Origin of the sequence: Pseudoalteromonas sp. 1_2015MBL_MicDiv, from assembly GCF_002407505.1 — a bacterium.
In the GTDB taxonomy this organism is placed as follows: Bacteria; Pseudomonadota; Gammaproteobacteria; order Enterobacterales; family Alteromonadaceae; genus Pseudoalteromonas; species Pseudoalteromonas fuliginea.
The window spans coordinates 3,413,883-3,427,023 of sequence record NZ_CP012737.1; the positions used below are offsets into that span (position 1 = coordinate 3,413,883).

The window sequence follows — 13,141 nt, forward strand, 5'->3', positions numbered from 1 at the left end:
TGCATGGATGCAGGAGGTAGAGCAATGCAGGAGCAATTGCCGAGAACAACTAAATAACGAAATTTTTGCCTTGTTATCGACACGATTTTCTTCCCTCAAAATAGATCACTTAATTAAGCGAATTGGTATAAAAGCAAAAACCAGCATTACGCTGGTTTTTTAGTATTTACAAAAAAGTAAAATTAACTTTTTTGTTTACGGTGCTTTTTATTCATACGCTTTTGCATTTTAGCAAATTTCTCTTTTTGCTCAGCGTTAAGTACTTGCATTACTTGGTGCTGCGTTTTTAGTTTAATTAAACCAAATTGTTCACCCTTTTCATAGCGTTCATTTAATAACTCTTTAGCTGCATTTTCATCAAATGTTGCAGCCGAAAGTAACGCATCCATTTTTGCTTTATGCGCTTCACGCATCGCTTTACGAGCTTCTTTATCGTCGCTACGTAATGCTTTCATTTGTGTTTTTTGCGCTGAAAAAATAGCTTTTAGCTTAGTTTGCTGCTCATCTGTTAGGCTTAATTTTTCAACGCCGCGCTCAGAAAGTAAAAAACGAGCTTGAGAATGACCTTGTTTATGCCCGTCAGCTTTAGCCATAACACTACCGGCACCAAGTGTTGCTGTTGCCAGGCCAAAAACAAGTACTAATTTAGAAAGTGTATTTAATTTAGTCATAATCATTACCTTAACTATTTGGTTTAACTATTGGTTCTATTTGTGTGGTTGTGACTGCTTAATCAACTAAGTTAACTATACCTAACTCAATGCAAAGTAACGCAAAGCAGTGTAAAGGTTGTGTAAAGATTCACTTTTGCACAATTTAGTGGGTAAAATAACGCCATAAGCAACTCTAAGGGTTTGTAAATGAAACTATTAATGATTGACGACGATACCGGCCTTTGCGAGCTATTAAGTGAATATTTAACTGCCCAAGGTTTTGAAATACAAAGCGTACATGACGGTGAACAAGGTCTTAAGCTCGCGCAAGTAAACGATTATGCGTTAATACTACTTGATGTGATGCTACCAACTCTAGATGGCTTTGAAGTACTTAAACAACTTAGACAAACAAAATTAACGCCGGTAATCATGCTTACAGCAAAAGGGGAAGATTTCGATCGTATTTTCGGATTAGAACTTGGCGCAGACGACTATATCCCTAAACCATTTAACCACCGTGAGTTACTTGCGCGTGTTAAAGCGATTACACGCCGTATAGAACATATTAATAGCTTTAACATTACTACCAGTAATAAGTTACAGGTTAATGGGATCACAGTTAACTTAGCCGCTCGAGAAGCATCTGTTAATGATCATGCACTTACATTAACAGGCACCGAATACGAAATACTAGCCCTTTTAAGCAAAAATGCAGGCGAAGTAGTCAGTAAAGAACTCATAAGTGAAGAGGTACTTGGCCGTCGCTTAGCTTCCTTCGATCGCTCTATTGATATGCATGTAAGCAATATCCGTAAAAAAATAGCTGAGCATATTTCAGGCGAGCGAATCAAAACAATGCGAGGAACAGGTTATGTCTTTATCCAAGGAGAATAAAGTAGGCTCTTTGTCTTGGCTTAAACATCCTGGGCATTACTTATTCTTTAAAATATTTATATGGTTTTGGCTAACTATAATAGGCACGATTACAGCACTGGTTTTCTTAAGCAACATTACGGCAATCAACGCCGTTAGTAACGAGCCATTACACGGTCCGATGGAAAAAAACTTACTCTATACAGCCAAAAGTATAGAACGCTCTGTTGTAAAACATAAGCGGACACTGAGTGATATGTTGTCTCACCCACGCTTATCTAAACGTAAGTTATTATATTTAAGTGCTGAGCAACAAGAAGACTCATTAACAAATAAAGAAGTCCCGAATGACGTTGATTTGAGCCTACTTAATTTTACTAAGACAATGTCACCGCAAATTATTTTTACTGAAAAGTATCAAGCATTTGGCCCTATTCAAATTACAGTACCCTCGGGCAACTTTTACTTGTATGAAATAGACATAAATCATCAGCCACCTTTGTTCCTTCGCTTAAAGCTTATGCCTGGATGGATGAAAATTTCTATCGCCATCATCGCTTCTCTAATTTTAAGCTTTTTATTTAGTCGTAACTTAATTGCCCCTATAAATAGCCTAAAAAAAGCAGCTGTTAAATTATCTGGTGGTGATTTAAGTGCTCGAGCGGCCATTTCAGTAAGCAGAAAAGATGAACTCGGTATACTCGGTCGTGATTTTAACAGCATGGCTAATCAATTAGAGCAATTAATTAGCTCGCAAAAACGCTTACTTGCAGATATATCACATGAGTTACGCTCACCTCTTACCCGCTTAAAAATGGCAACGGGCCTTGCTCAAATGCAAGCAAATGAAGCGAGTCAGTCCTATTTACTGCGCATAGAAAAAGAAGCGAATCAACTAGACAAAATGATTGCTGATGTACTGCAAGTGTCTCGTTTAGAGGCGAAAAGTCAGGCACTTTCACTTCAACAACAATCATTGCAAATTATAATTGACCATGTGATTAACGACGCACAATTTGAAGCAAAACAAAACAACAAGCAATTACAGATTATGGGAAGTGCAGACATTAGTGTTAACTGTGATGAAACACTAATTGCCAGCGCACTTGAAAATTTACTACGTAATGCGATTAAATACGCCAATAGCACTATTAGCATTACTCTAAAGCATACTGATGCCATTTATATAGAAATATGTGATGATGGACCTGGAGCCCCTAATAACCAACTTAATAAGCTCTGTGAACCATTTTTTAGACAGTCAGATGCGCGAGACCGAGTTAGCGGCGGTACGGGGTTAGGCTTGGCAATTGCCAAAAATGCAATTACTGCACATGGTGGCAACTTAGTATTATCGAATAAAGAACAAGGCGGCTTATGTGCAAATATAACGTTGCCAATAATTAAAGAGTAAACAATGTTTTATAGTAGTGAGAACGAGCTTAAAAGTAACCAATCGGCCATTAGTAACTTTTATGATAATACACTGACAAAATCTTATTTAAATACACCTTATGGACAACTTTTTTACGCTTACGCTATCCCAAAAAATCCACACATTGCGATTGTTATTAGCTCAGGTCGTATAGAGGGCTTAGAAAAATATAAAGAGTTACTATGGGAACTTTATAATAATAATTATGCGGTGTTTATAATTGATCATCAAGGCCAAGGTCGTTCTTACAGGCATTTAAAAAACAAGCACAAAGGCTACGTAAAGCGCTTTGAAGATTATGCCGCCGACCTTCATTTATTTAATAAAGAAGTTGTAGATAATTATTGGCAAGGTAAAAAGGTATTAGTCAGTCACTCAATGGGGGGGCTATTGCATTTGATTATCTTGCACATTTTGAACACACTTTTAGTGGCGCGTTTTTATCTGCGCCAATGCTCGACATTTACACCAAAGGCACACCAAAACCTTTAGCTAAATTAGTCGCAAGTACTGCAACATTACTTGGCTTTCAATACAGCTATGCGCTCGGGCAAACAGATTATACGCCTGATGAGTTTGCTATAAATACCTTAACTAGTAGCCCAATACGTTACGAACTATTTAGGAAAGCCTATAAACAAGAGCCTAAATTACAACTTGGTGGTGTGACTTATGGTTGGCTACACACTACTTTTGCATTTATTTCATCCGTGAATAAATTAACGGTTAATATTCCACTTTATATTGCCAGTGCTCAAAATGATGAAATAGTTGATAACAGTGCGCAATATAAACTGGCAAACAGGCACGAAAATACAATACTTGAGAGCTTTGCCGACGCTAAACACGAACTATTTTTTGAGCGCGATGAAATACGCCAACCACTGCTTAAAAGCTTATATCAGTTTTGTGAATCTGTGACGATTTAATAGCTAATTGTGTTAAATTTTATTGTAATAGTGCAATTTAATTCGTTAAATTGCTCAAAGATTTATACAGGTTGGCATTACAAATCAATATGCTAAAAATCGCTTAATCCGAGTTTAAGTTAAGCACCGACAATGGATCGAGGTGGATCAGAATATCGACCTCAGATTCAAACTCTTTGGTTATCAATACTTCTACTTCATCAGCCACGTTATGCGCACGAATCAAACTTAAATTGTCATCAAGCTCTAAATGCATTTGGATAAATTTTATCTTACCGCCTTGGCGAGTACGAATACCATGTACGCCATGTACATCAGCATGCGCTTTAGCTATTTCAAATATGCTTTGTTTTTCGTCATCTGGCAGCTCTTTATCCATTAAGTGATCGGCACTATCTCTGGCTATTTCCCAGCTGTTATAAAGTAAGTAACCCGCTACGCCAATAGCAAAAACAGGATCGGCATACAATACGCCATAGTATGCTAATAAAATAGCGAGTAACACGGCGGCATTTAAAATCAAGTCGCCTTTGTAATGTACTGAATCAGCTTTTATTGCGATTGAATCGGTGTACTTAATCACTTTATTTTGTACAAATACAATAACCAAGGTACACGCAATAGCAAAAATGCTAACCCACACGCCTAATAAAGAATGACTGAGCTGTATTGGGTTAAATAATCGCTCAATACCATGAAATGCCAGTAAACAGCCTGAACCTGCAATAAAAGCGGCTTGCCCAAGCCCTGCTATAGCTTCAGCTTTGCCGTGACCAAATCGGTGATCATCATCAGCTGGGCGCAGCGCATAACCTAAAACTAAAAAGCTCATTGCAGTAGCCGTTATATCCATTAACGAATCGGTTAGTGAGCCAAGCATTGATGCTGAACCCGATGCAAGCCACGCCCACGTTTTTGCAGTAATCATTAAACTAACCATTATCATGGTAACAATACTAGAAGTTTTAACCCAAAATTCGTAACTGCGGTTGTGCACGTTTTTATCCGTTAATAGGTGTATTCAATACAGTGAGTATATCATTTTTTTAAAAGGTTTCGTGTATACTGAAAATCGTTAAACTACTGATCATTTAAAAGGCTTATTATGCTGGATATCGTTTTATACCAACCTGAAATTCCTCCTAACACTGGTAATATTATTCGTCTGTGCGCAAACACAGGCTATTCACTGCATTTAATTGAGCCCTTGGGTTTTGAATGGGATGATAAACGTGTAAAACGTGCGGGCCTTGATTACCATGAATTCAGCCATGTTCAACGTCACGCTTCATTTGAGGACTACCTTGAAAAATGTAAGCCTAAAAAAGTATATGCATGTACTACTAAAGGTAGCCAGTTTCATCATCAAGCAAGTTACGAAGCTGGCGATTGCCTTGTATTTGGCCCAGAAACCCGTGGCCTTCCTGATGATATGATCCAAGCCCTACCAAATGAACAACGTGTTCGTATTCCTATGCAAGCTAATAGTCGTAGTATGAACTTGTCAAACGCCGTGGCTGTATTTGTTTATGAATCTTGGCGTCAATTGGGTTTCCCTAACGCACAATAACTAATGCACTTACTAATATTGTAAGCCAAGATATGGCTCTTAGTTTAAATGAGCTCTAAATTAAAGCCCTTGGCTACACTATTAGCTGATGTATGCAGTTATCAGAAAATACATACAAACTTAAAATGTTGGACTACAAAATTACAGCCCAGGAATAAAAGCAACAACCTATCTTCGGCTGCGTATTATCTAACCTGAATTTACTTACAATAGGCCCATTATTGGCGTGTAAATTCACCTTGCTTTCACTGCAAATCCCTTGCTAGAGAAAAATAAATTAAAATATCATTATTGTTCAATATATTAGTAAATCCCTTAACCGGAATTCAGGTTATCTGTATGCATCTCATTTAAACCGCCCCAAAGTAAAGACTATCCTGTATCAAATTAACATTCATTTTTTACTATACAGTTCTCATAATCATAATTATTGAACTAAGCTCAATGTCATACAATTATTTAATTACATTGAAACTCTATGAAAAAAATATTTCTTTGCTCACTTATTTTATGCTCTACATCGAGTATTGCTGCTACATCAGCGACAGTTACCTTAGCATCTGATTACTTATTCAATGGTGTAAGTCAAACTCAAGAAGACCCGGCTTTACAAGCAAGTTTTGATTGGGCCGGAAACTCGGGGTTGTATGCCGGAATTTGGGGCTCTAATGTCGACTTTGGTGAAGGCACTGATATAGAAGCCGATGGCTACATTGGCTATTACACAAGCTTAACAGACTCGATTAATCTAGATATTGGTATTGCGCAATATACTTACCATGGTGAAGATTTTAGCTCCGATTATAACTACGCTGAAACTTACGCCAAATTCAATTATGGCAACACTAACCTTAACTTTTGGTACGCATGGGATTACTTTGCTACAGGGGCTGGGCATAGCATCATTATGCTGACGCACAACGTTCCGATTAATGACGTTTTTTCAATTGATGTAGGCGCCGATTACTCTATGAGTTTCGACGATGACAAGTGGGAATGGGAGCCTGGTGATGATAATTATATGCATTGGCGTATAACTGCAAACTATACTTGGAATGAGTGGAATTTTACTGCTGGTTATGAAGACACAGATTTAGAAACGTACGGTGATGCAACTTTACTAGCAACCGTTTCAAGAACATTTAACTTCTAAGGGTTTATAAATGAAAACCACATTATTCTTTCTTTTACTTACTTTTTCTAATTTTATAGCTGCTGAAACAGTTTATTTAACATCCTTGGCTTGGCCTCCTTATTCAGATAAATCATTAGAACAACAAGGAGCATCAGTCGCAGTCGCAAAAGCAGCATTTAAGGCCGAAGGACATGAGCTTATCGTAGATTTTTATCCTTGGTCACGTGCCGTTAACTCTGCTTCACAAGCAAATTCTAAGTATGTTGGCTACTTTCCAGAATATATGCATGAAACATCGGATTTTGTTTTTTCTGATGCAACAGGGACTGGACCTCTGGGGCTGCTACAAAATAACGCTAAACCAATTGCCTATTCATCGGTGGGAGACCTTAAAGGTAAACGTATTGGTGTTGTACAAGACTATGTTAATACAAAAGAACTTGATGACATGATTGCCTCTGGCACAATTAAAGGAGACGCAGCTCCTTCTGATGTATTAAATATTAAAAAAGTAGCTGCGGGGCGAATTGATGCTGCAGTAATAGACGCAAACGTACTTAAGTACTTACTGGATACCGATAAGTCGCTATCAGCACTAAAAAATAAGGTAGCAATGAACACAACATTATTAGAAGATAAAAAACTACACATTGCCTTTAGAAATGATGCTGAAGGGCAAAAATGGCAGAAAATCTATAATCAGGGGCTTACAAAAATAGATGTAAACACCATTATGGCAAATTATCTTAAGTAATTTGGACTTTGAATAGTAAATATATCCCAAGCAACTATTTTCAACATTAACCTCGTTGAATTTAGTTGCAACGAGCCAGCTATTAACGCGTAAATTCGCTTTGCTCTCCTAAAATACCTGGACAGAAAAATAAATTAACTATCGTTCAAAACGTTATCAACAACTTTAACCAGAGTTCCGATTAAGTAAGGAGATATTTTGACTCGTTCAATTCTATTTAGGCTGGTTATTACTACATTAAGCGCTATGGTTTTTGTTTTGCTTTGCTTTGGTATTTATGATTACACCGCACAAAGCAATCAATTAAGGCTAAAGCTTGATACTGAAATCAATCTTGCAAAAGAGCGTGTTGGGCTGTCACTACCCAATGCGATGTGGAACTTCCAAGATGAATTAGCCAAAAAGCTAATAAATGCCGAAGTTGCATCCCAAAATATATCCAAAATAGTAGTATACGATACGAATGGAGAGGTATTCGTTGAAACAGATGGTGCAGAAACACCATCAATGACACAAACTGAGTTATTCTACGATGATGCAGGAACACAAAATAAAGTAGGCAAAATTAATCTTTATATTGAGTTTAGTCATATTGAGGCTGTGCTACTTGAACTGGCTATTTTTTCAGTTATAGAAATATTACTACTCGTCACTATTTTAGCTGGAGTTTTAATCTATATTTTCAAAAAATTAGTTGCTCAACCATTATCTGAAGTGGCTGAAAAAATGGCAACCATTGCCAATGGCGATGGTGATTTAACACAAGAGATAATTGTTCGTCGCAACGACGAAATAGGCCAACTCGCGGCTTCATTCAACCAATTTGAACACAAAATTGCTGAGCTTATTAACGGTGTGAAACTATCAGTAGAGGATTCCTTTAACGTTGCTGGGAGTATTTCTAATGTTAGCAGCGAAGGTGTTCACTATTTAACAGAACAACAATCAGAAACAGACCAGATAGCAACTGCAATTACGCAAATGGCATCGTCTGCGGTAGAAATTGAAAATAATGCCAAATTAACGCTAAGCTCCGCCGAAACAGCAAATATAGATGCAAAAAAAGTTCATGATGCATTCCTAAGCTCTATAAATTCAATAGAGAACTTGGTGGGACAATTAGATGAAGCATCAACTGTAATTGCTAGTCTTGAAAATAGCGTGCAAGATATTGTATCTATGCTGGATGTTATTCAAGCGATAGCTGAACAAACCAATTTGCTAGCATTAAATGCCGCTATTGAAGCAGCCAGAGCTGGTGAGCAAGGCCGTGGATTTGCTGTTGTTGCTGATGAAGTACGCTCTTTAGCAAGTAGAACACAAACGAGTACAGCTGAAATTCATGAAACAATTAACAAATTACAACAAGGCTCACAATCTGCTGTTAATGTTATGGGCTTAAGTAAAAGTATGAGTCAAGAAAGCATGAGTGCTGCAAATGCAGCCAGTGAATTAATAGAAAATATATCTGAAGTAATAGAATCTATTACACATATGTCGAGTCACATCTCTAGTGCTGTATCAGAGCAGAGCACTGTTGCTGAAGATCTAAGTAAAAATATCAATGAAGTTGTCAGTGCTGGTCAAAACAGCATGGGGAAAATTGAACAAGTTCAAACATATTCAGAAGATATGAAAACACTCGCTCTTAAACTGAAAAAATCAGTAACTGTTTTTAAAACGTAAAGAAAATAAGCCTTTCAGATATTAGCTAAAAGGCTTATTTTTTATTCCGACTTTTGCTCTCGGCCTAATAGCGCCATAGCTGCATCTTTCATGTCTTTATTTTCATAAAGAACTTTATAAATTTGTTCAGTAATTGGCATTTCCACACCAGTGCGCTGCGCTAACAAATACACTTCTTTAGTATTTCTAAAGCCTTCAACAACTTGGCCAATTGACTTAATAGCAGCATCTACACTTTCGCCTTTACCCAGCGCTAAACCAAATCGACGATTACGTGATTGGTTATCTGTACAGGTTAATATTAAATCACCAAGGCCAGCCATTCCCATAAAGGTTTCTGGCTTAGCACCCAGAGCACAACCTAAACGAGTAAGTTCGGCAAGTCCTCTCGTTATGAGCGCTGTACGTGCATTTGCACCAAAGCCTACGCCATCCGAAATACCGGCACCAATTGCAATTACATTTTTAACCGCACCACCAAGTTGAATGCCAATAAAGTCATCATTGTTATACACTCGGAATGAGCGACCACAATGAAGTAAATCCGCAAGCTGCTGGGCAAATTCAGGCGACGTAGAAGACACAGAAATAGCCGTAGGTGAACCCATCGCCATTTCTTTTGCAAACGTGGGACCCGAAAGCACCGCAAGTGGAATATCATCTCCCAATTCTTGCAGTGCAACTTCTTGCAACAAGCGCCCAGTATTAGGCTCAAGCCCTTTGGTAGCCCATGCTACTTTTGCGCCTTTTTGTAATGCTGGTTTGATTTGCGCAAGTGTATCGCCAAAAGCATGGCTTGGCACAACAACAAGTACAATAGCGCTGCTAGCAACGGCACGTTGTAAGTTGGCTTCAAGAGTAAGGGTGTCAGGAAAAGGGGCATCTGGTAAGTAACGTTGATTTTTCCGCTCAGCTGCAAGCGTGGCAACGTCGTCGCTATTTCTTCCCCAAAGCGTCACGTTGTGACCATTTCGGGCTAAACAAATAGCAAGGGCGGTGCCGTAAGACCCCGCCCCTAATACAGTAACAGCTGTAGTTGCTGTACTCATAAGTTATGCGTCTGCTGTAACCTGGTCAGCTGGCGCAGTACGTTGTTGCATGTACTGTGCAAATAACGCATCAAAATTTACTGGCGCAAGATTAAGCTGTGGGAATGTACCACGGTTAACAAGGTTTGATACAGCCTCACGTGCATATGGAAATAACACGTTAGGGCAAAATGCACCTAGCATATGTGCAAGTTGCACTTCTTCAACATCAGCAATAGTAAAAATACCCGCTTGTTGAATTTCACATAAAAACGCAGTTTCTTCACCAAGCGAAGCTGTTACTGTCAATGCCAAAACAACTTCAAATACACCCTCATCTAACTTGTTAGAACGTGTATCTAAATCTAACTTAACTTCTGGCGTCCATTCTTTTTGAAAGATGGCCGGAGAGTTTGGCGTTTCAAAAGACACATCTTTAGTGTAAATACGCTGAATAGTAAATTGTGCGCCGGCTTCTGCAGCTGCTACGTTTTGAGTTTCTTCGTTCATTGTTATTCCTAACTTGTTCGTTATTATAATTAAATTAAGCGTTTAGCTTGGCGTCAAGTTTACCTTGCGCTTCAATAGCCATCATGTCGTCGCAGCCACCGATATGTTCATCATTAATAAAAATTTGCGGTACTGTGCTTGCACCACCTGCTTTGGCAATCATTTCATCGCGTAGCTCAGGCTGTACACCAATATCATAATTTGTGTATTCAACGCCTTTGCTGTTTAAAAGCGAAAGAGCACGCTGACAAAATGGACAATACGCCTTGGTGTATAAAACAACATTACTCATAATAAATCCTCTATCGGCCTAGCTAAACTGATTAGCGACCTGTTGTAGTTGGTAAGCTAGCAGATTGCCACGCACCCATGCCACCGGCTAATAAGTAAACTCGTTCAAAACCAGCTTTACTCATAGCGGCTGCAGTACCTTGGGCAGTCATACCTGTAGTACATACAACTATAATGGGTTTAGTCTTGTACTTTTCAAGGCTTGAAAAGTCAGATTTTTTCGCATTCTCTGGGCTTAAGTGCTCAGCACCAGAAATACGCCCTGCATTAAACTCTTTTTGCGCACGTATATCGATTACTTGACCGTCATCACGGTTAATAAGTAACGTAAGCTGCTGAGGATTTATTTGACGAACAGCTGAAAACTTACTTTTTATCCAGCCACTAACAATAAGAAATACAATACCCACCCAAGCAAGGCTTAAAATTGGGTGATTGGTGATAAATTCAATATATTGATCCATTCGACTTCCACTATAAATTACATCCTAAAACGTAGTGTTTTAGATATTTTAGACTTTAGCCACGCAAGTATACCCAAACCAACTTAAAATGCGAGTTTAGACGTTGTTTAAAAGTACATAAAACGCCCCATATATACCTTATCTAAGTGTGTGTTTACGTTTTTCAGCAGAGTGAAAAAAATTAATATGCGGCTTTGCATGCTGACCCTAGTTACAAAACACGGTATGCTAAAGCCAAACAGGTGCTAACTTTCAGGAGTGACTATGACAGAACATAAAAAACCACTGGTATTAATGATTTTAGACGGTTGGGGGTATCGCGAAGATGAGCAAAGTAATGCTATTTTGGCGGCAAACACGCCAGTACTAGACAACTTATGGGCTACACGCCCTCATACATTAATTTCAGCTTCGGGCTTTGATGTTGGTCTTCCTGATGGGCAAATGGGCAACTCTGAAGTTGGCCATGTAAACTTAGGGGCTGGACGCGTCGTTTATCAAGACTTTACTCGTATCACCAAAGCCATTAATGATGGCGAATTTGATTCAACACCTGCACTTGTTGAAAATATAGATAAAGCTGTGAAAGCAGGTAAAGCCGTTCATATTATGGGCCTATTGAGCCCCGGCGGTGTGCACAGCCACGAAGATCATATCGTTGCAAGTATTGAACTTGCTGCTAAACGTGGTGCTAAAGAAGTCTATTTTCACGCCTTTTTAGATGGCCGTGACACACCACCACGTAGCGCTAAAGCGTCTATTGAACGTATTGAAGCATTATTTAGCGAGCTTAAATGCGGTCGTTTGGCTTCATTAATTGGCCGTTACTACGCCATGGACCGAGATAATCGCTGGAATCGTGTAGAGAAAGCCTATAACGTAATGACTCTTGCCGAGGGCGATTTTAATTACGATAACGGCGTAATAGCACTTGAAGCTGCATATGAGCGCGACGAAAACGACGAATTTGTAGCTGCCACCACAATTACCCCTGCAGGCGCGACACCAGCAACAATAAATGATGGCGATACTATTATATTTGCTAATTTTAGAGCAGATAGAGCCCGCGAAATTACACGTGCATTTGTTGAACCTGATTTTGATGGGTTTACTAAAAAAAGAACGCCTGAACTTAGTGCTTTTGTAATGATGACAGAATACGCAGCCGACATTAACGCACCAGTGGCATTTGGTCCTACGCCTTTAGTTAATGTTTTAGGTGAATGGTTTGAAAAAAATGGTAAAACTCAACTACGTATTTCTGAAACCGAAAAGTACGCACACGTTACGTTTTTCTTTAGTGGCGGGCGCGAAAGTGAATTTGAAGGCGAAACACGCGAACTAATTCCTTCGCCGCAAGTAGCAACGTACGATTTACAACCAGAAATGAATTCAGAAATGTTAACCGACAAGCTGGTAGCTGCAATAAAAAGCGGTAAATACGATGCTATTATTTGCAACTACCCTAACGGCGATATGGTTGGTCATTCTGGTGTATTTGAGGCTGCTGTTAAAGCCTGTGAAGCTGTAGATAGCTGCATTGGACGTGTTATTGATGCGCTAGAAGAGTTTGGTGGTGAAGCGTTAATAACAGCTGACCATGGTAATGCTGAGCAAATGGCTGATCTCAAAACAGGCCAAGCACATACCGCCCACACTAGCGAACCGGTGCATTTTATTTATGTTGGTCGCGATGCAGAGCCAATGCAAGGTAAAGCCTTAAGTGATGTAGCCCCAACAATGCTTCACTTAATGGGTATGGAGCAACCAAGAGAAATGACTGGTACGCCTATCATGATGTTGAAATAAA

At 38.9% G+C, this 13,141-nt stretch carries 13 protein-coding genes and 1 pseudogene; 8 read left to right on the plus strand and 6 right to left on the minus strand.

Annotated features, from left to right (window positions below; translation table 11 throughout):
- Window positions 1-182 precede the first annotated feature (182 nt).
- Window positions 183-671, minus strand: a complete 489-nt coding sequence (locus AOR04_RS15345) for a periplasmic heavy metal sensor (protein ID WP_096793822.1) — start codon at window positions 669-671, stop codon at window positions 183-185.
- Window positions 672-860: 189 nt separating this feature from the next.
- On the opposite strand from AOR04_RS15345, the gene AOR04_RS15350 reads away from it, so the two are divergent.
- From AOR04_RS15350 to AOR04_RS15360, 3 genes and pseudogenes are all read left to right on the plus strand, one after another.
- On the plus strand, window positions 861-1,550 hold the full coding sequence (locus AOR04_RS15350; protein WP_008136799.1) for a response regulator: 690 nt from the start codon (window positions 861-863) through the stop codon (window positions 1,548-1,550).
- Window positions 1,528-2,943: an ATP-binding protein gene (locus AOR04_RS15355; RefSeq protein ID WP_096793823.1), complete on the plus strand. Its 1,416-nt coding sequence runs from the start codon at window positions 1,528-1,530 to the stop codon at window positions 2,941-2,943. Before AOR04_RS15350 ends, AOR04_RS15355 begins: the two co-directional genes overlap by 23 nt.
- A gap of 3 nt (window positions 2,944-2,946) precedes the next feature.
- Window positions 2,947-3,893, plus strand: a pseudogene (locus AOR04_RS15360) (alpha/beta fold hydrolase).
- A gap of 103 nt (window positions 3,894-3,996) precedes the next feature.
- Here the strand turns inward: AOR04_RS15360 and AOR04_RS15365 are convergent.
- Entirely contained in the window at window positions 3,997-4,839 is an 843-nt protein-coding gene (locus AOR04_RS15365; RefSeq protein WP_081824583.1) for a cation diffusion facilitator family transporter, read from the minus strand.
- 159 nt (window positions 4,840-4,998) lie between these two features.
- On the opposite strand from AOR04_RS15365, the gene trmL reads away from it, so the two are divergent.
- The 4 genes from trmL (at window position 4,999) to AOR04_RS15385 (ending at window position 9,038) form a co-directional block, all read left to right on the plus strand.
- Window positions 4,999-5,463, plus strand: a complete 465-nt coding sequence (gene trmL / locus AOR04_RS15370; RefSeq protein WP_077536891.1) for a tRNA (uridine(34)/cytosine(34)/5-carboxymethylaminomethyluridine(34)-2'-O)-methyltransferase TrmL — start codon at window positions 4,999-5,001, stop codon at window positions 5,461-5,463.
- 478 nt (window positions 5,464-5,941) lie between these two features.
- Entirely contained in the window at window positions 5,942-6,616 is a 675-nt protein-coding gene (locus AOR04_RS15375) for a TorF family putative porin (protein ID WP_096793824.1), read from the plus strand.
- Between the two features lie 10 nt (window positions 6,617-6,626).
- Complete coding sequence (locus AOR04_RS15380) at window positions 6,627-7,352, plus strand: substrate-binding periplasmic protein (RefSeq protein WP_096793825.1); 726 nt, start codon at window positions 6,627-6,629, stop codon at window positions 7,350-7,352.
- Window positions 7,353-7,550: 198 nt separating this feature from the next.
- Window positions 7,551-9,038: a methyl-accepting chemotaxis protein gene (locus AOR04_RS15385; protein WP_096793826.1), complete on the plus strand. Its 1,488-nt coding sequence runs from the start codon at window positions 7,551-7,553 to the stop codon at window positions 9,036-9,038.
- Window positions 9,039-9,079: 41 nt separating this feature from the next.
- Here the strand turns inward: AOR04_RS15385 and gpsA are convergent, their stop codons facing one another.
- Genes gpsA through AOR04_RS15405 form a run of 4 tightly spaced genes read right to left on the minus strand, consistent with a single transcriptional unit; the run spans window position 9,080 to window position 11,331 of the window.
- Window positions 9,080-10,087 (minus strand): NAD(P)H-dependent glycerol-3-phosphate dehydrogenase, encoded by a 1,008-nt coding sequence (gene gpsA / locus AOR04_RS15390; RefSeq protein WP_096793827.1) that lies wholly within the window; start codon window positions 10,085-10,087, stop codon window positions 9,080-9,082.
- 3 nt (window positions 10,088-10,090) lie between these two features.
- Entirely contained in the window at window positions 10,091-10,576 is a 486-nt protein-coding gene (gene secB, locus AOR04_RS15395; RefSeq protein ID WP_007376038.1) for a protein-export chaperone SecB, read from the minus strand.
- Between the two features lie 34 nt (window positions 10,577-10,610).
- Window positions 10,611-10,868 (minus strand): glutaredoxin 3, encoded by a 258-nt coding sequence (gene grxC / locus AOR04_RS15400; RefSeq protein ID WP_002957783.1) that lies wholly within the window; start codon window positions 10,866-10,868, stop codon window positions 10,611-10,613.
- Window positions 10,869-10,899: 31 nt separating this feature from the next.
- Window positions 10,900-11,331, minus strand: a complete 432-nt coding sequence (locus AOR04_RS15405) for a rhodanese-like domain-containing protein (protein WP_007376037.1) — start codon at window positions 11,329-11,331, stop codon at window positions 10,900-10,902.
- A gap of 264 nt (window positions 11,332-11,595) precedes the next feature.
- Here AOR04_RS15405 and gpmM point away from each other — a divergent pair, with 264 nt between their 5' ends.
- Complete coding sequence (gene gpmM / locus AOR04_RS15410) at window positions 11,596-13,140, plus strand: 2,3-bisphosphoglycerate-independent phosphoglycerate mutase (protein ID WP_008136787.1); 1,545 nt, start codon at window positions 11,596-11,598, stop codon at window positions 13,138-13,140.
- Window position 13,141: the final 1 nt, after the last annotated feature.